This is a genomic window from Enorma phocaeensis (genome assembly GCF_900186505.1).
Lineage (GTDB): Bacteria > Actinomycetota > Coriobacteriia > Coriobacteriales > Coriobacteriaceae > Enorma > Enorma phocaeensis.
Genome location: NZ_LT891970.1, coordinates 358,022 through 375,764, shown reverse-complemented (window position 1 = coordinate 375,764; position 17,743 = coordinate 358,022). Strand labels below are relative to the sequence as shown.

18 protein-coding genes and 1 pseudogene are annotated in these 17,743 nt (G+C 61.4%); 10 read left to right on the top strand and 9 right to left on the bottom strand.

Annotated elements, in window-relative coordinates:
- Positions 1–12 precede the first annotated feature (12 nt).
- From C1717_RS07915 to C1717_RS07905, 3 genes and pseudogenes are all read left to right on the top strand, one after another.
- Positions 13–2,175, top strand: coding sequence for a Tex family protein (locus C1717_RS07915; protein WP_102372669.1), 2,163 nt, complete (start codon positions 13–15; stop codon positions 2,173–2,175).
- A gap of 144 nt (positions 2,176–2,319) precedes the next feature.
- Entirely contained in the window at positions 2,320–3,045 is a 726-nt protein-coding gene (locus tag C1717_RS07910) for a DUF4241 domain-containing protein (RefSeq protein ID WP_102372668.1), read from the top strand.
- 242 nt (positions 3,046–3,287) lie between these two features.
- A pseudogene (locus tag C1717_RS07905) lies at positions 3,288–3,596 on the top strand (peptide chain release factor-like protein); the annotation flags it as partial.
- A gap of 12 nt (positions 3,597–3,608) precedes the next feature.
- On the opposite strand, the gene C1717_RS07900 reads toward C1717_RS07905, so the two are convergent.
- Positions 3,609–4,331, bottom strand: a complete 723-nt coding sequence (locus C1717_RS07900; protein WP_102372666.1) for a hypothetical protein — start codon at positions 4,329–4,331, stop codon at positions 3,609–3,611.
- Positions 4,332–4,458: 127 nt separating this feature from the next.
- Between C1717_RS07900 and C1717_RS07895 the strand changes: the two genes are divergently transcribed.
- Both C1717_RS07895 and C1717_RS07890 read left to right on the top strand, forming a co-directional pair.
- The gene (locus C1717_RS07895; RefSeq protein ID WP_102372665.1) at positions 4,459–4,719 is read left to right on the top strand and encodes a hypothetical protein; all 261 of its coding nucleotides are present in this window, start codon (positions 4,459–4,461) and stop codon (positions 4,717–4,719) included.
- Complete coding sequence (locus tag C1717_RS07890; protein WP_342745803.1) at positions 4,616–4,987, top strand: DUF4160 domain-containing protein; 372 nt, start codon at positions 4,616–4,618, stop codon at positions 4,985–4,987. Before C1717_RS07895 ends, C1717_RS07890 begins: the two co-directional genes overlap by 104 nt.
- 67 nt (positions 4,988–5,054) lie before the next feature.
- Here C1717_RS07890 and C1717_RS10600 read toward each other — a convergent pair whose 3' ends face one another.
- From C1717_RS10600 to C1717_RS07875, 4 genes are all read right to left on the bottom strand, one after another.
- The gene (locus tag C1717_RS10600) at positions 5,055–5,597 is read right to left on the bottom strand and encodes a DUF4143 domain-containing protein (protein WP_180965885.1); all 543 of its coding nucleotides are present in this window, start codon (positions 5,595–5,597) and stop codon (positions 5,055–5,057) included.
- Entirely contained in the window at positions 5,585–5,953 is a 369-nt protein-coding gene (locus C1717_RS10595; RefSeq protein WP_180965884.1) for an ATP-binding protein, read from the bottom strand. The genes C1717_RS10600 and C1717_RS10595 overlap by 13 nt, the downstream gene beginning before the upstream one ends.
- 334 nt (positions 5,954–6,287) lie before the next feature.
- A complete protein-coding gene (locus C1717_RS07880) occupies positions 6,288–6,569 on the bottom strand; it encodes a type II toxin-antitoxin system YafQ family toxin (protein ID WP_102372663.1) in 282 nt (93 codons plus the stop codon).
- Positions 6,570–6,575: 6 nt separating this feature from the next.
- Positions 6,576–6,854, bottom strand: coding sequence for a type II toxin-antitoxin system RelB/DinJ family antitoxin (locus C1717_RS07875; protein ID WP_102372662.1), 279 nt, complete (start codon positions 6,852–6,854; stop codon positions 6,576–6,578).
- Positions 6,855–7,089: 235 nt separating this feature from the next.
- Here C1717_RS07875 and C1717_RS07870 point away from each other — a divergent pair, with 235 nt between their 5' ends.
- On the top strand, positions 7,090–7,455 hold the full coding sequence (locus C1717_RS07870; protein WP_146003680.1) for an SWIM zinc finger family protein: 366 nt from the start codon (positions 7,090–7,092) through the stop codon (positions 7,453–7,455).
- 136 nt (positions 7,456–7,591) lie between these two features.
- Here the strand turns inward: C1717_RS07870 and C1717_RS07865 are convergent, their stop codons facing one another.
- Positions 7,592–8,812, bottom strand: a complete 1,221-nt coding sequence (locus tag C1717_RS07865; RefSeq protein ID WP_245859336.1) for an IS110 family RNA-guided transposase — start codon at positions 8,810–8,812, stop codon at positions 7,592–7,594.
- Between the two features lie 239 nt (positions 8,813–9,051).
- On the opposite strand from C1717_RS07865, the gene C1717_RS07860 reads away from it, so the two are divergent.
- Both C1717_RS07860 and C1717_RS07850 read left to right on the top strand, forming a co-directional pair.
- The gene (locus C1717_RS07860) at positions 9,052–9,744 is read left to right on the top strand and encodes a class I SAM-dependent methyltransferase (RefSeq protein ID WP_245859569.1); all 693 of its coding nucleotides are present in this window, start codon (positions 9,052–9,054) and stop codon (positions 9,742–9,744) included.
- An 883-nt stretch (positions 9,745–10,627) separates the two neighbouring features.
- Positions 10,628–12,214, top strand: coding sequence for an IS3 family transposase (locus C1717_RS07850; RefSeq protein WP_077071627.1), 1,587 nt, complete (start codon positions 10,628–10,630; stop codon positions 12,212–12,214).
- A gap of 105 nt (positions 12,215–12,319) precedes the next feature.
- Here the strand turns inward: C1717_RS07850 and C1717_RS07845 are convergent, their stop codons facing one another.
- The gene (locus C1717_RS07845) at positions 12,320–13,540 is read right to left on the bottom strand and encodes an IS110 family RNA-guided transposase (RefSeq protein ID WP_245859336.1); all 1,221 of its coding nucleotides are present in this window, start codon (positions 13,538–13,540) and stop codon (positions 12,320–12,322) included.
- 300 nt (positions 13,541–13,840) lie between these two features.
- On the opposite strand from C1717_RS07845, the gene bsh reads away from it, so the two are divergent.
- Both bsh and C1717_RS07835 read left to right on the top strand, forming a co-directional pair.
- On the top strand, positions 13,841–14,815 hold the full coding sequence (gene bsh, locus C1717_RS07840) for a choloylglycine hydrolase (protein WP_102372659.1): 975 nt from the start codon (positions 13,841–13,843) through the stop codon (positions 14,813–14,815).
- Between the two features lie 125 nt (positions 14,816–14,940).
- Positions 14,941–16,749, top strand: a complete 1,809-nt coding sequence (locus C1717_RS07835; RefSeq protein ID WP_245859567.1) for an MFS transporter — start codon at positions 14,941–14,943, stop codon at positions 16,747–16,749.
- Positions 16,750–16,893: 144 nt separating this feature from the next.
- Here C1717_RS07835 and C1717_RS07830 read toward each other — a convergent pair whose 3' ends face one another.
- Positions 16,894–17,136, bottom strand: a complete 243-nt coding sequence (locus C1717_RS07830; protein ID WP_102372658.1) for an Rrf2 family transcriptional regulator — start codon at positions 17,134–17,136, stop codon at positions 16,894–16,896.
- 23 nt (positions 17,137–17,159) lie between these two features.
- Positions 17,160–17,666, bottom strand: a complete 507-nt coding sequence (locus tag C1717_RS07825) for an AAA family ATPase (RefSeq protein ID WP_102372657.1) — start codon at positions 17,664–17,666, stop codon at positions 17,160–17,162.
- Positions 17,667–17,743 lie beyond the last annotated feature (77 nt).

Genomic DNA, 17,743 nt, shown 5'->3' with positions numbered 1-17,743 from the left:
TGGAGTCATTGCATGGACATAACCCTCACGCTCGCAGAAGAGCTGAGCCTCAAGCCCGCCGCCGTTCAGGCCGCCATCGACCTTATCGACGAGGGCAACACGATTCCCTTCATCGCGCGCTACCGCAAGGAAGCCACGGGCGGTATGGACGACGTCGCGCTTCGCACCCTCGGCGACCGCCTTACCTACCTGCGTAATCTCGAACAGCGCAAAGAGGATGTGATCATCCTCATCAACGCCCAGGGCAAGCTCACGCCCGAGCTTGAGTCCGAGATTCGCTCCGCTACGCAGCTCCAGCGCGTCGAGGACCTCTACAAGCCCTACCGCAAGAAGCGGCAGACGCGCGCGCAGAAGGCTCGCGAGGCGGCGCTCGAGCCGCTCGCCAACATGATCATCATGCAGGTCACGCCCAAGGGCGGCGCGACTCCGATCGACGCGGCCGCCGCATACGTTACCGCCGAGGCGGCCCAGGCCGGTTACGACACGCCCGAAAAGGCCCTTGCGGGTGCTCAGGACATCGTGGCCGAGACGGTTGCCGAGGACCCGGAGAATGTTGCCGACCTGCGTTCCTTCACCGAGGGCACGGGTGAAATCGTCGCGGCTGCGGTGGATGCGGACGAGAAGACGCCGTACGAGCCCTACTACGATTTCTCCGAGCCGGCGCGCAAGATTCCCAACCATCGCATCCTCGCCATCGACCGCGGCGAGCGCGAGGGCAAGCTCCGCGTGCGCGTGGGCGTGGACACGCAAGCTGCCGTTACTCGCCTCGGTTCCCGCTGGCCGCGCCGTCAGGGCCCCTTCGCACCGGTGCTCGACGCCGCCATCGCCGACGGCTACAAGCGCCTCATGGCGCCCTCGCTCGAGCGCGAGCTCCGCGCCAAGCTCACGGTCCGCGCGCAGACGGACGCTATCAAGGTCTTCGGCAAGAACCTCGAGAGCCTGCTCTCGGCCCGTCCGGTGCGCGGAGCGCGCGTGATTGCGCTTGACCCTGGTTTCCGCACGGGCTGCAAGGTCGCAGTGCTGGACGAGACGGGCAAGCTGCTCGATCACGGCGTCGTCTACCCCACCAAGCCGCGTCACGACGTGGCGGGCACTAAGCGCGAGCTGGCGCGTCTGGTGAAGAAGCACCATATCAACACCATCGTGATCGGCAACGGTACGGCGAGCCGCGAGACCGAGGAGGTCGTGTCGGGGTTCATCGCCGAGCAGGCGCCCGATCTGCGCTATACCATCGTGAACGAGGCCGGCGCGTCCGTGTATTCGGCGAGCGAGCTGGCGAGTGCGGAGTATCCGGAGCTCGATGTGACCACGCGCGGTGCCATGAGCCTGGGCCGACGCCTGCAAGACCCGCTGGCCGAGCTCGTGAAGATTCCGCCGCAGTCCATCGGCGTGGGCCAGTACCAGCACGACCTTGACCAGGCCGAGCTCTCGCGCACGCTTGGCAACGTGGTGGAGGACGTGGTGAACCGCGTGGGCGTGGATGTGAACACGGCGAGCGCGAGCCTGCTGGGCTACGTTTCCGGCATCACGCAGCCGGTGGCGAAGAACATCGTGGCGTACCGCGAGGAGAACGGCGTGTTCACCGACCGCAACCAGCTCAAGAAGGTGCCCAAGCTTGGGCCGAAGGCCTTCGAGCAGTGCGCGGGCTTTTTGCGCATCTCGGGCGGTAAGAACCCGCTCGATGCGACGAGCGTGCACCCGGAGAGCTATGCGGTTGCCACGCAGGTGCTCGAGCGTGCCGGCGTGACGGCGGCGGACCTCGCGGCGGGCGGCATCCCGGACATCGATAAGCGCGTGGGCAACGTGGCCGCGCTCGCGGGCGAGCTGGGCTGCGGCTTCATGACGCTCATCGATATCATCGACGAGCTCAAAAAGCCCGGCCGCGACCCGCGCGACGATGCGCCCGAGGTGGTGTTCAGCCGCGCGGCACTCTCTATCGACGACCTGCAGCCGGGCATGGAGCTTACCGGCACCGTGCGCAATGTGGTCGACTTCGGAGCCTTCGTGGACGTGGGCGTGCACCAGGACGGCCTCGTGCACATCTCCAAGCTGGCGAAGCGCTTCGTGAAGCACCCGAGCGACGTGGTGGCCGTGGGCGACACCGTGAAGGTGTGGGTGGAAAAGGTCGATCGCGACCGCGGCAAGATCTCGCTCACCATGGTGCAGGGGAAATAGGGCAAACCGCTGCCGGTCGGTCGTATTCAGCAAAGCCACAGGGCGGTTGGAGGCGACCGGTCGGCCCCTTGCAGCCGTTGGCGCCGAACCCGCCGGAGTATGATGGGGCAACGGAGGGTATCCGGGCGAGGACGGAGGTTCGTTATGCCTACGACGGAGTGGATGAGCCAGTTCGAGGCGGTCAAGGGCAAACTTGACTGCAAAGTTGACCTGGATGCGTATTTCTCCGAGAAGACCATCGGCTGCATGCCGGTTGACGTGCTGGACATCGGCAGCATCAACATCCCCACCGGCACGGTGTTTGCGTGCGACCCGTTGGTGTGGCTTGAGGATGCGCGGCCCTTCATCCAAACCATTCCCGTGGGAACGTACCCCGTGAAGCTCTGCGTGGTCGTTGACGAACAGCTCGGTGACCGCTATGCCTGCATCAAGGTGGCGGTGAGCGACCAGAAGCCCGTTCGGTACGAGCTGGGTATGATCGGCGACGAGGACCTAGCGAGAGAGCTTGAGGACGGTGCGTTCTTCGGGTTCGGCGTCGATGCCGGCATGGGTTGCATCGCGGACATCCAGACCCAGAAGGCGTTCCAGGCCTACTGGGCGAAGCGGCTTGAGGAAGACGAGGACATCAACCCGTATGACGATCTCTTCTTCGGGCTGCTGGAGGAAAACGCTCGGGTGAACCCCCAGTACCAGACCGAGGGCGGTGACTGGCTCAACTGGACGGTGCCCGGGACGGACTGCAACCTTGCTATGTGCACAGCGGGCTGGGGTGACGGAGCCTACCCGGTCTACTTCGGGCACGACGCGCAGGGCGAGATCTGCGGTGTGTACGTGCACTTCATTGATATCGTGGAGTGCTACGACGCGTAGTTGGCGCGCTGGTCCGGATGCAGCCATCTATGGTTTCGTTTCAACGTGGCACGAAACGTGATACGTATAAATTAGCGTCTCATGTTTTGCATTGACGTTTCGCTGATACGGGAAGATGGAGTTCTCTGTGGCACACAGAAACCGGGCTTCCCGTTTCATTTCGATGTAGGGAGAGGAGGTGTGGCATGAACTGGCGAGATTATGAGAGGTACGCCCGACAGAGCGCCGACGAGCTTGCGCGCGACTGCGAGGTGCAGGTGTTCCGGGCGAAGGGCCCGGGCGGTCAGGGCGTGAACACCACGGATTCCGCGGTGCGCATGACGCACGTGCCTACGGGCATCACCGTGACCGCGCGCGAGACGCGCAGCCAGTTCCAGAATCGCCAACTCTGCCTGCAAAAGCTCTCTCAGGCCATAAAGCGCCGCGCCCAGCCGCCGCGCGTGCGTAAGAAGACCAAGGTGCCCAAGGCCGCACGCGAGCGCCGGCTGGCGGATAAGCGCCATCGGTCCCAGTTGAAGCGCCAGCGCGGCCGTGTCGGGGATGGGTGGTAGGAGCTGACAGGCTCATTCCATGTGCTGTCCAACAATACGCGCATCGGCAACAAAGTCGTATACGGTCCATGTCGTGTCTGGTGAAGCCGGTGCGCAGGTGCCCGTCATTGCCTTTATTTCGGTTACTTCGCAGACAATGCGCTGGCCTCGCCTAAGGCGCAGGAACGCGCGCTCAAGCGTGAGGCTGTTGAAATCGTAGTAGGGAGAGAACGGAAGCAATGTTCCGTCGGCATCGCGGAATTGAACGTATTTAGTTCCATTCGGATTGGATTCGAAGTGTGCGAACAGTTTGTCCCCAACGCCGACTGAATTCATGGCAAGTAGATGGGCGGTTTCGATTGGTCCTCCTCCAATCAGGCTGCTTGCCCAGATTTCTATACGTCCCACGTAGGCTGGGTCATCTCGTTCGAAATCTTCCGGTGTCGCATGCCTGAGCTCATGGATCTGGCCGCGAGTTTCAACCTTCTGATCGATTGTCTTTGCGTTTGCGTACACTGGATCGGTGAAGTAATCTCGGGCGTCCGTCCCTATCCATTCCGGCTTACCTGGAGTTGGGGGATCCAGGGGAGGGTTAACGAGCTCCACTTCATCCTCATAGAACGTAGTAGGGTCTCCACCTTCGTCGATTGCGAGGAAGTAAGACTCTCCAACCTGGAGAACGGTAAACACCTGTCCGATTTCGACGTCCCGGTCTGGGTCAAGCCCAGCGCGGGAGCCGACGTAGCGTATTTTCATGGCCTAACCTCCCTGAAGTGATGGTATGCCGTCTCGACGAGAATGACCGGGTGGTCTGTGTAAAAGGTGCGCTCCGTAGCTCCAACCATGTACGGGTATAATTATCGATGCGCGAAGGAGGTGCACCATGTTCTACAACTATGTTGAACTTGAAGATGGAACACAGGTCGCATATTCCAATGTGCTGGATGACGGTATAGTCGAAGTGTCGATCGAGCGACCGATTGAGCTTGGCTTCGATTCGGCGCGATGCATGCTTCCAGCGTTTGAGTGGTCAGACATCGATGGCTTCGACGATGAGGATCTGGCGTACCTCGATTCTTTTATCCATAACAATGCCCCGCTCATTCTTCGATTGGCACGCGAGGCGTCGAAGTCCTATGCCTAGGCTATTCCTGTTCCAGGGCTTTGCAATCTTTTTCTGGACTGGCGAGGATGGTGAGCCGGTTCATGTTCACGTTGCAAAGGGGCATCCTTCAGCACATGCCACGAAGATATGGCTTACTCGCAACGGTGGATGCTTGCTTGCAAGTAATGGAAGCAAGCTTACAAAGCGCGAGCTTGCCAATGTTATGGACTTTGTCATGGCGAACCATGCCGATATTTGCCGGCGTTGGTGCGACTACTTTCATGGGGATATCGCGTTTTATAAGTAGCTCATGTCACATGATGTGCTATGACGTGCTTCGTTATCGGGTGTGCTGCAGCGAGGTACGGCGTGCACTAAATCGCCCAAACCGGGAATGCCCACGCTCGTCCGCTTGCGGGGAGTGTGCCTTGAGCCATGTAGACGATGGCACTTGTTCCAATTTCATGTTTGAACATCGAGAGCTCGGGTGTCACGTCAGGAGCGTTGACTGAGTCTAAGACGTTTAGGTTGCGCGCGTCTTTGCGCGAAGGGGATGCCGTTTTCCTCATCTCGATGGGGAAGAGCGTCCCATCGCGCTCCATCAGCAGATCGATTTCCTTCTTGTCGTTGTTGCGGAAGAAGTAAAGCGGCGCGCGCTGCCCGGCGTTGAGGAAGCTCTTGTAGATCTCTCCAAAGACATGGGTCTCAAAGACCTGTCCGCTCATGGCGCCGGTTTCAAGAGCTTGTGGGCTGGTCCAACCTGTAAGATACGCTACCAGCCCGGTGTCGAGGTATGACTCGTAAGCGCCCGCGCGCAGGTCTTTCGGTAGGGAACGAATGGCCGGAAGCGAGCCGGCGCAGATGCGGTCGTATGCTTCTGCCGCGTCATATGGCTTAGATACGGTTACACGGCGCACGAAGTAAACTCGACCGGGGAGAACGGCTCAGAGGGAACTCCGGAGATCCCTGCACCGGAGAGGCCGAGCATCTCGATGACGCCGACGCGCCCCGCAAGCGATTTGGAGGCTTCCTTCATAAGATGGAATGGCTGGGAGCTGGTGAGCCAGACAGTTCCGGTTTGGTCGGACGCGTCGACGATCTCCTTGATGTAGGGGAGAAGCTTCGGCGCTTTCTGAATTTCATCGATGAGAACGGGAGGACGGTAGCGCTGGAGGAAGAGCACGGGGTCTTCCTCCGCCGCTTGCAAGATAGCGGCTTGACGACCAATAAACGAAGCAAAGTGCAGGCAGGTAAGACACAAGATATAGGTCACGGCTGGTTGTCTACCGCCTACCGAAAGACAAACTGTATGAGTTGTGAAGCAGCTGAATACATTCCTGCAGGTAACCGCTTCTAAAGATGAATTATCTTAAGCCTGATAGCCAACTAAATTAATCATTTAGCTTGGTGCATGGAGTCAAAGCGATGTGGTTTATACATTCTTTTATTTGCTGCTGAGGCGCCGTCGGTTCGCCGATTTGTTCGATGGACGGCTGCAGCTTCTTTGCGGAAAACAAAATCAAGCAAAGTGACCCCGTCTGGCGCTCTTCATCATTTCTGAGAGAGGCGTGCGGGGTACTGTCGCCGGATAGTTTACTATGCCGACGTCACTCGTCAAATAGATCGGAGTGAGTTCCGGTGCGTGATGCGACAAGGATGAACTTGTCTTTGTCTATCGCGTACACAAGGAGCCAGTCGGGCCGGATATGACATTCGCGGAAACCGACATATCTGCCAATGAGTGCATGATCGCGATGCCGCTCATCAAGCGGTTTCTCTGCGCAAAGCTTATCAAGTACAACTTGGAGCTCATTCATGTTAAGCCCGCGCTTCTTCATCCGCTTGTAGTCACGTTTGAATTGCGAGGTGGGGACGAGCTTGAGCGCCATGTTCGACTACTCGTCTAATGCGGCGAACATTGCCGACGCCGAGTCATAGGACTCAGCGGGCATTTTCCCGGCAAGCATATCGCGAGCTTCGAGCATCGCCGCTTCGGTCTCGCTGTTGTACCGCGGCTGCCGAACCTCGAAAGGCAACCCGCCCTCGAGAATCGATTTGTGCAGGAAGATGTTGATTGCTTCGGTAAGTGTCATTCCGAGGCTTCCGTAAATTGATTCTGCCTCTGCCTTGATCTGCGGATTGACCCTCATGCTGATCGATGCGCTTTTAGCCATTGTCACTCCTTGCATTGACATTGCATATGCATTGTATCACATACCCATTTGCTGATAGATTGTTCACGCTGTACGGCTATCCTAAAAAAGCGCGCCTTGCATTATCTTCTGGTTGGAAAAGGGGGCGCATTGGCGCCAACCCAAAGGAGGCCCTCCCATGCAACTTCTCTCAATTCTCCGGATGGCGAGTGGGGTTTCCTTGTGGCGAGGGCTCGACTATTTGGAACAGGGGCGCGTGAAGAACCTCCGGCCTGACGGCAAGGGCGTCTTCGATGCCGAGGTAGAGGGCACGGCGAATCTGCCCTACACCGTCCACGTGGATACCATGCACGTTCGACAGTCCTATTGCGACTGCCCGCACGCGGCGGGAACGAGGCGTAGCTGCAAGCGCATGGTTGCCACGGTGTTCGCCGTCTATCCCCAACAAATCGATGCTTTCAAATGGGGGGTCGAACAGGCGGAGCTGGAATACAAGCGTGAGGAGGTAGCCCATCGCGCGGAACTCGTCCGTTGCGTGAACAGCCTCAAGAAAGATGAGCTTTGCAAGGCCTTGCTTGACGCACTGATCGAGCTGGAGGAATGCCACGACCGTTGGTGGTAGGGCTGCGCAATCCGTTGTGTCTCAAAGGGGGTGTTCCTATAGTTTTGTCAACTGATTTTGTTGGCAAAGATCACTGCTTTCGAGCATGCTGACGCCAGCCCTTGTCGGGCTGGCGTTTTTCTATGGCTCTGGCTAGCTAGGCCGAGTACGGGACCTTGTCCCTCATGATCGCGTAGATCACCTTCATCCTCTTCCTGGCGACCGCCTTCAATGCCTCTCCGTGGCACATGCCGCGATCCCTGCATTTGCGGTAGTAGTCGCCGAACCGGCCCCTGCTCCTGCTAAGCGAGTTGCAGGAGAAGATGAGCAGGTTTTTCAGCCTCTTGTTTCCCTGGCGCGAGGCGCTCACCGACGATATCGACTTGCCTGACTGGCGGTTCCTGGGAGCGATTCCGCAATACGATGCGAGGTGGTCGTGGTCGGGGAAGTCGTCGATGTCGATGCTTATCACCAGCTCCGATGCGGTCCTTGGGCCGATTCCTGGGATGGTCAGCAGGCATTCGTAAGTGCCGTCCTCGACGAGCAGCGCCGTTATCTCCGTGTCGAGCCTTGCGGCTTCCTCGGCGGACTCCCTGATACGCCTGGCAAGCATCCTGACCTGCGGGTTCTCTGCCATGACCTGGTATTCGGACGGGCGCGTCGACGACGATATCGCCGCCAGCGCGGCGTCGATGCGCGCCCTGTTCGCGCCGCGGGTCACGGCGCCGACGGCAGGCTTGCCGGCATCCAGGATGCCCCAGGGGCCGCCCAGGGACTCCATCATCTTCAGCCAATGGGGATCGGCCAGGTCGGCCAGCGCCTCGAACGCGGGGCAGCTTTCCAGGAGTATGCTCCTGAGCCTGTTCTTGTCACGGGTGGAGCAGGTGACCATGTGGTTCCTCTGCGCCGCCATCGACCTTGCGGCCTCGAGCCTCTCGTCGCGCCTTGGCACGGGCAGCAGCGAATCCGGGATGCCGAGCGCCGTCTTGGCTATGACCGCGGCGTCGCGCTCGTCGGTCTTGGCGTCGCCCGCGAACAGCTTGGCAGCTCCGTGGGCGGCGATTCCCGGCAGGTAGGCGACGGGCAGCCCGGCCAGCCTTGCCCTCGATATCGCCAGCGACCCGATGTTGCGCACTTGGTCGACGACGACCAGCGTCCCTGCATCCACTCGGGCGAACAGGCTGTCCAGGTCATGCTCGGTGTTGGCCACGGGGCCGCTGGCGAGGATCTCGCCCTGCCTGGTCACGTGGCACGCCCAATGGGAGAACTTCCCGACGTCGAGGCCTATTACGGCAGGGCAGGCGGTGGCTTCGGTCAGCATGATGGTATCCTTCCAATCGTCGGTCGATCGGAATGCTGCCTCGCGCGACACCCACATTACCTGGCCGTGGCGCTCTTTGGTCGGAGGAGCCCGGCAGTTTCCTATTAGTCGTCAGAAGCAGCGGCGCCCGCGTCGGCAACACCCCCCGGGCCCTCAAGGGGCAGGGGCATAAGGCCGTCCGCGGGCGCCCGATCGGCAGTCCCTCGGGACATATGTCAATCGTAGTCCGACCGTCTAAGCGGATGGCTTAAGCGATTGGGCTAACTACTTCTCAAACTGTAATGGGGAGTAATGCCGTGGTTGCCTCATATGCATCGATAGCCAGTAAAGAGGACCTCCTTGCTGCCGACGCTACATGGGACATTGCCCTGTGCGGCCGTTCGCTTCACGTGGACGCTCAGGTTCGCTCGGACTTGGTATCCTCTGGCGCGCACGAACCAACCCCGACGCCGTATTTCGTGCTGGAAGAGCTGCTTGGCAAGCTTGGTCTCACGGCGAACGATCACCTGCTCGATGTAGGCTGCGGAGCGGGCAGGGTTCTCGCCTATGCGGCCTCGCGTCTTCCATGCCGGGCAACGGGCGTGGAGCTGGACGCCCATCTCGCCAACATCGCCTCATCGTGGGCAGCATCGTCTCCTCAGCTCAGCGTCATCGCTGGCAGCGTGCTCGACATCTCGCTCGCACCCTATACCTGCTTCTATCTGTTCAATCCGTTCGATACGGCGGTGCTCACGCGCTTCCTCGACAAGGCCGAGCGCGAGGCAGCGCGGCCCTTTGCGCTCGTCCACATGTCCGATAATGGCGAATCGTTCGCCTACCAGGGCCGTTCCGGTTGGCGGCTCGTCCGTTCGGGCAGCATTCAGATGTTCCAAACGGCTTCTGGTAGAAGCATCAAGTTCTACGAGTTCCCGCAGCATTATTCCGTCTGGTATTACGAAGGCGTGCGACAGATTCGGCGCGGTGCGTCTGGCCGTGCTGCAACGTCCTAGTCGGTTCGCTACGCCTTGGGGCGTGGGCCAGAGCGTACTCCCGGAGCTCCGGCGTAAGCTCCATGTCGTACCTCTCGAAGTAGTACGCATCCTCGTTAGACCGGCTGAAACCGTCCCGACCAATGGCGGCAAGCGGTATGTCGGTCTCCTCGCCGGACACCACGTCGAATATGAACCCCGCCGCGAATATGTCGTAATCTGAAGCGTTGAAGAGGCGCATGATGGCGGCCTTGCCGGGGTCGGGCCTGTGGAAGACGCGGCCCTTGGCGCGGTCGTATGGGTCCCTCACGACTTGCCCTCCTTCCGCTGCGGGTGGAACGTGACCCACTCGCCATCATCGTCGCATCTCTTGTTCCCAATAGTGACGTCGTCGGGGTTTCTTTGCAGCTGTGGCATCACGGCCGGTGGTCCAACTGGGTTATTGTCAGGAGGCGTGACTCGTTTCTTCTGGAGCAATGTCATCCTAACCGGCGGTCAAACATAGCGAACCTGCGCTTCGCTAGCTATTGTTTTATGCCCCGGTGATTCCGGGCGTGCCACCACATGCGGAACGCGACGAACGACACGACGAACGCGATTGCAAACGTCTTCATCTCTGCACCTCTTGATCGATCCCGACTCCGCATGGGTCCCATAACGTCGCGATTCTCATGCGGGCAGCGCTTCCGCTCCATCCCACAACCCCGCATTGGCCTAAGAAAAAGAGATAGGGCAGTTCCGATTCTCTTACTGACATCTTGTCAAAAGTATTACCGCCCTTCACTCATTCCTAAGTATATCGCCAGTAACTTGGAGGGTGTTCCTATAGTTTTGTCAACTGATTTTGTTGGCAAAGGGACTGCGGTGGGAATCCTGGACCAAGGCGGGACAGGAGGAGAACCGCATGTACAGCCAGGGGCAGAGGAAGCGCGCGATAGAGACCTTCATCAAATTCGACCATAGCTACGCCGACACCGTCGCAGAGTTAGGATATCCGACGAGAGCCTGCCTGCGTAACTGGTGGAACGAGTACAAGAAAACCGGTGAGGTGCCCGAGAGCAAGTTCGCCACCGATCCGAGGTACACCGCAGAGATGAAGCAGCGCGCCGTCGAGCACTACCTCGAGCATGGAAAGAGCCTGGTGAGGACGATGAGGGCGCTGGGATATCCCAAGAGCCGCGAGGTGCTCGGCGACTGGATCGACGAGATAGCGCCCGGGCAGCGCAAGTATAGGGGCCCGAACCCAAAGACGCCGCCGATTCCAATCGAGAAGAAGGTGCAGGTGGTGGCGGAGCTGGAGGCGAGGACTGGGCCCGCCGCGGTGATAGCCGAGCGTCACGGCGTGTCGAGGACCGCACCCTACTTCTGGCGCAGGGAGATGATGGGCGATAATAACGGGGGACCCGAGAAGAAGGGAGAACCCGTGAGCAAGGAGTTCGACGACCTGCCCGATGACATCGAGCAGCTTCAAGATATGCTGCGAGAGGCGAAGATGCAGCTCAGAAAGGTGCAGCTTGAGCTCGACGTACGCCAGGCGACCCTCGAGATAGTAAAAAAAGACCCGGGCGCCGACCCGGACCGCCTGGCCAACGCGGAGAAGGCGGCGATGGTGACGGCGCTGAGGACCAAGTATAAGCTCTGCGAGCTGCTCCCCGTGGTGGGCATGGCCAAGAGCAGCTACGAGTACGCGAGGAACGTGCAGCTCAAAGGCGAGACCGAGGAACACGCGTCCGCCAGGGAGGCGGTAATAGCGGCGTTCGAATCCAGCGGCGGCACCTACGGCTACAGGCGCATCGTCGCCGAGGTCAACGCCGGGTCTGGATCTGAGAGCCGAGTCGGCGAGTGGACCGTGCGTGCCATTATGGCCGAGGAGAACCTGGTCGCATGCGCCGCCAAGAAGAAGCGGCGCTACAGCTCCTACGAGGGCGAGACGTCCGCAGCGCCTCCGAACCTACTGCTAGACGAGCGGGGAAAGCACCACTTCCGCGCCGACAGCCCGAACGAGACATGGATAACGGACGTCACCGAGTTCCGCATCCCCGCCGGCAAGGCCTATCTCTCGCCAATCGTCGACTGTTTCGACGGAATGCCGCTGAGCTGGTCGATCTCCACGTCTCCCGATGCCGAGATGGCGAACTCCTCGCTGCTCGGAGCGTGTGAGTGGCTCGACGAGGGCGACCACCCGGCCGTGCATTCGGATAGAGGCGGTCATTATCGCTGGCCAGGCTGGATAAAGATATGCGAAGAGAACGGCCTGGTCAGATCGATGTCGAGGAAGGGCTGCAGCCCCGACAACGCGAGGTGCGAGGGCTTCTTCGGAAGGCTCAAGGTGGAATTTTTTTACGGACGCGACTGGGATGGGGTTACAATCGAGGAGTTCATCACCATGCTCGACGCGTATCTGAGATGGTATCGTGACATCAGGATCAAGAGCGACCTGGATTACAAGAGCCCCATGCAGTACCGAAGGGATTTGGGACTAGTCGCATAGGATGGATTTGGTCCAGGATTCCCACCGCAGTCCCAAAGATCACTGCTTTCGAGCATGCTGACGCCAGCCCTTGTCGGGCTGGCGTTTTTCTATGGCTCTGGCTAGCTAGGCCGAGTACGGGACCTTGTCCCTCATGATCGCGTAGATCACCTTCATCCTCTTCCTGGCGACCGCCTTCAATGCCTCTCCGTGGCACATGCCGCGATCCCTGCATTTGCGGTAGTAGTCGCCGAACCGGCCCCTGCTCCTGCTAAGCGAGTTGCAGGAGAAGATGAGCAGGTTTTTCAGCCTCTTGTTTCCCTGGCGCGAGGCGCTCACCGACGATATCGACTTGCCTGACTGGCGGTTCCTGGGAGCGATTCCGCAATACGATGCGAGGTGGTCGTGGTCGGGGAAGTCGTCGATGTCGATGCTTATCACCAGCTCCGATGCGGTCCTTGGGCCGATTCCTGGGATGGTCAGCAGGCATTCGTAAGTGCCGTCCTCGACGAGCAGCGCCGTTATCTCCGTGTCGAGCCTTGCGGCTTCCTCGGCGGACTCCCTGATACGCCTGGCAAGCATCCTGACCTGCGGGTTCTCTGCCATGACCTGGTATTCGGACGGGCGCGTCGACGACGATATCGCCGCCAGCGCGGCGTCGATGCGCGCCCTGTTCGCGCCGCGGGTCACGGCGCCGACGGCAGGCTTGCCGGCATCCAGGATGCCCCAGGGGCCGCCCAGGGACTCCATCATCTTCAGCCAATGGGGATCGGCCAGGTCGGCCAGCGCCTCGAACGCGGGGCAGCTTTCCAGGAGTATGCTCCTGAGCCTGTTCTTGTCACGGGTGGAGCAGGTGACCATGTGGTTCCTCTGCGCCGCCATCGACCTTGCGGCCTCGAGCCTCTCGTCGCGCCTTGGCACGGGCAGCAGCGAATCCGGGATGCCGAGCGCCGTCTTGGCTATGACCGCGGCGTCGCGCTCGTCGGTCTTGGCGTCGCCCGCGAACAGCTTGGCAGCTCCGTGGGCGGCGATTCCCGGCAGGTAGGCGACGGGCAGCCCGGCCAGCCTTGCCCTCGATATCGCCAGCGACCCGATGTTGCGCACTTGGTCGACGACGACCAGCGTCCCTGCATCCACTCGGGCGAACAGGCTGTCCAGGTCATGCTCGGTGTTGGCCACGGGGCCGCTGGCGAGGATCTCGCCCTGCCTGGTCACGTGGCACGCCCAATGGGAGAACTTCCCGACGTCGAGGCCTATTACGGCAGGGCAGGCGGTGGCTTCGGTCAGCATGATGGTATCCTTCCAATCGTCGGTCGATCGGAATGCTGCCTCGCGCGACACCCACATTACCTGGCCGTGGCGCTCTTTGGTCGGAGGAGCCCGGCAGTTTCCTATTAGTCGTCAGAAGCAGCGGCGCCCGCGTCGGCAACACCCCCCGGGCCCTCAAGGGGCAGGGGCATAAGGCCGTCCGCGGGCGCCCGATCGGCAGTCCCTCGGGACATATGTCAATCGTAGTCCGACCGTCTAAGCGGATGGCTTAAGCGATTGGGCTAACTACTTCTCAAACTGTAATGGGTTGCGGGCAGAAGAGAAGTATCTATCGCTTCGACCCGAGGTGTTGCCTCGGGCAAGAAAGGGGGCGGGCCCATGTGCACGGGCATCCGCTTTACCGGCACCTCAGGTTCCATGTATTTCGGCCGGAACCTCGATTGGACTCAAGGCTATGGCGAGCGCGTGGTGGTGACGCCCCCTGCTGCCGAGGTGCCCGCCGCTTTCGAGCGCCCCGGCGACCTCGATAGCGCGCACGCCCATGCGGTGATCGGCATGGGAATCGTGGCGGGCGGCGTCCCACTCTACTTCGATTGCGGCAACGACGCCGGTCTCGCCGTTGCGGGTCTCAACTTCCCGCAGAGCGCGCGCTATGCCGCCAACGCCAGCAGCCAGCCGGGTGCGGTGAACGTCGCCGCGTACGAATTCCCCTTCTGGATCGCGCGCAACTTCTCCTCGCTCGACGAGGTGCGCGGCATTCTCGCTCATACCGTCGTTGTGGCCAAGCCCGTCTCGCCCGACCTTCCCGTTGCGAACCTGCACTGGATTGTCGCTGACGCCACGGGCAGCATCGTGGTCGAGTGCCTCGAAGGCGGTCTCAAGGTGTGGGAGAACGATGCCGACGTGCTCACCAATGAGCCCGATTTTGGCTGGCAGCGCACGAACCTTCGCAACTACCTGGGCCTCACCAATTACGAGCCCGCAACGGCAACGTGGGGGAAGGCGCAGCTTGCGCCCTTCGGATCGGGCATGGGCATGCAGGGGATTCCTGGCGACTACAGCGGCCCCGCGCGCTTTGTGAAGGCAGCGTTCGTGAACAGCCATTATCCTGCGCAAGAGTCCGAAGAGGCGAACGTCATGCGGCTTTTCCGCACCCTCGGCTCGGTCGCCGTTCCTTTGGGCGCTGCTCTCATGGCGGACGGCTCTTCCGAGATCACCCTGTACACGAGCTGCTTCTCGGCTGCGACGCTCACGTACTATCACGCTACCTACGATGAGCCGCAGATTCGCGCGTATCCGCTTTCCGCATGCGATCTAGGTGGAACCGAGCCCTTCTTCGCCCCGGCGGCATAAGCCGCGCCCATCGCATTCCGTTCACGTCGTTCGCGCCCGCCCGATGCGCCTCTCTCAGATGGCGATGCGGGCGGGGCCTCTGGCGTCAACGTTCATCATCAGCCTCCTCTCTGAAAGGCACTCACGTGAATACCACTCAGCAATCGCGGGCCTCGCGGCCCGTTGGACCCGTTTGCGCTGCAGCCGGTGCGCCGGCGGCAGGCGTGGGCGGCGCCCCCGTTTTGGCAAACGCCGTCCCTGCATCGAACTTGGCTACGAAGGAGGCGAGGCATGGGCCTTCGAAGCAGGCATCTGCTCCCTCCGCCTCGCGGTTCCTGCTTCTGCCCATCATCGTCCTCATCCTTGCGCAGATGGGTGCCACCGGTGATAACGGGGCGCTCTCGCTGGCCACGGCGTCGCTCACAAGCGACCTTGGAGCCACTACGGCCCAGATCCAGCTCGCCAACATGATCTACCCGCTCGTAGGCGGCGCGTTCATGATTGCAGGCGGCCTTGCCGGCACCATGGTCGGCTGGAAGAAGACCTTCCGCGGCGGCATTCTGCTGTGCGCCCTCGGCGAGGTTGTGCTTGCCCTGGCACCCAGCATGAACGTTTTCATCTGGGGAGGTCGCGTGCTCGTGGGGCTTGGCGCAAGCTTCATGATCCCATCGGTCTTAGGGCTCATCCCGCTCATCTATCAGGGGCACGACCGTGTGATCGCGTTCGGGGCCATCGGGGCGGCATCGGGTCTCTCTGCGCTGCTGCCGCTCGCGCTCGGCATGGTCATGCAGGTATCCGGCATGCACGTCACCTTCCTCGTGCTTGCGGGCTACTTCGCACTCGTATTCGCCGCGTCGTTCTCCCTGCCTGCTATCGAGCAGCCGCGCGAGCGGTCCGGGTTCGACGGCGTGGGCGTCGCCCTTGCCGCATCCGGCCTGTTCCTCATGCTCATCGGGCTTTCGGGCATCTCGTCGTGGGGCCTTATCGCACCGCTCTCGGGCGCTCCCTTCGCCATCCTCGGCATCTCGCCGGCGCTTCCCATGGTCGTCGCGGGCATCGTGGTGCTCGGCGTTCTCGTGGCATACGAGCGGCGCGTCGAGGCGCGGGGCGGCATCGCGGTGCTGCCGAGCGCGTTCCTCACCGATCCCCAGGTGCGCGCCGGCCTCGTGGCCTGTGCCCTCACGTTTTTCTTCATGGGTGCTCAGTCCATCCTCATGGCGCCTTACCTGCAGCTCGTGGCCGGATGGTCGCCCGTCGCAGTGGGAACCATCTCGATCGTTACCGGCGTTCCCACCTTCGCCTTGGCCCTCGGCATTCCCAAGTTCATGCCGCACGCTAGCCCGCGCCGCGTGATCCAGGCGGGTTACGTGGCCATGGCTGCCGCGCTCGGCATTATGGCGCTCTCCGTTACCGAGAACGGCTCCAGCACGCCGCTCGTGTACCTGGGAGCCTTCATGGCGGGTGTGGGAGCGGGCACGGTCTCCTCGCATGCGAGCAACGTGGTGGCGATGGCACTTCCCGAGCGTGAGGCCTCGCAATCGGGCGGCATCCAAAGCACGATGCGCAACGTGGGCCAGGCGCTCGGTGTAGCGCTGCTGGGCGCCGTGCTGATCTTTGGAATCACCGGTACGGTGCGCAGTCGCGCCGCATCCGATTCCTCCATCTCGCCCCAGGTGTCTGACGCGCTTGGGAACGTGAGCATCGACCTGGGCAGCAACCGCACCTTCGAGGATGAGATAGCGGGCATCTCCATGACCGATGCCGAGCGCAAGGAGCTCGTATCGATCGAGTCCGCAGCGCGCCTCGACGCGGTGCGCCTGGCCTATGCGGTGGGCGCGGCCGTGGTGCTGGCAGGGCTCATCACCACTCCGGCCATCCGGGGCGAGGGCAACAGCGGGCATAGTGGCAGCAATCGCACAAAGGTCCATGTTGCGAAGGGCGGGCGCTCCCGATGAGCGTAGCTGCTTAGTGCATGCGACAGCCCGTCCAATCGTTGCGAGAGGCGCCTCCACCGGGGGCGCTTTTCTATCGCACGCCGGAACGATCCTCAATTACACGCGGGCGAGGCGCCTGGTCGCGCGATGGGGGAGGGCTGATTGCTAGAGATCATGCCCTCCCTCGCCATCTTGAGCTTGCTGGGAGAGCATCGATTCCAATCGGTTGGATAGATCTGCCAACGTTGTTTGCGCCAGCCGGCTCTCGAGCGCGTTCTGGGCAGCGATGAGCTCGCTGTCGACGACGGCGTGGACGTTGCCTCCCACAGGGCAGGCCGGGTTGGGATTTGCGTGGAAGCTGAACAGCTCGTTCGTGACGCAGTCGACGGCGCGATATACATCCAGCATCGCCTTCTGCTGCAGACATGTCGTCAGCGTGCCAGCGCCAAGATAGCGTCGACAACCTCCTTCGGCGCTCGCCCCGTGGTATCAATGAGCTCATTGCTCAAGGCAGGGTACAGGGGTAGCCGCGCGACGCTCCGCTCCACCACGTCGCCCTCGCGCACGCCAGCCGCAATGTCGTGTTCCAACCGCGCCCGCAGCTCATCTTCCGCACACGTGAGCGACACGCTAACAATCTGACGCCCGGTTTCGGTAAGGGGCAAGCGCCCAAGGATCTCGTCGATAATGGCCTGCTCGTGCATCACCCAGCAGAACACGATGTTCTCGTAGGCGCTGCAGCGTAGGAAGTTGCCGAGCACGTGGCAGATGTTGTCGAGTACCATGGTGCGGGTCTCGTCGTTCACGGTGAAGGGCCGCGCGTCCCAGCACCAATCGCCGTCGAGCATCACGGCAGCAGGAAGCTCGTCGCGCAGGTGCCGGGCGACCGTGGACTTGCCCACGCCCATGGTGCCGCCGATGAGATATAGGGTCTTCATACGCGTCGCCTCCCAAGGTGTATTCCGGCAAAAGTATAGACGGGTGGCGCGTGGGGAGTCAGTCCTCGCTTCATTGC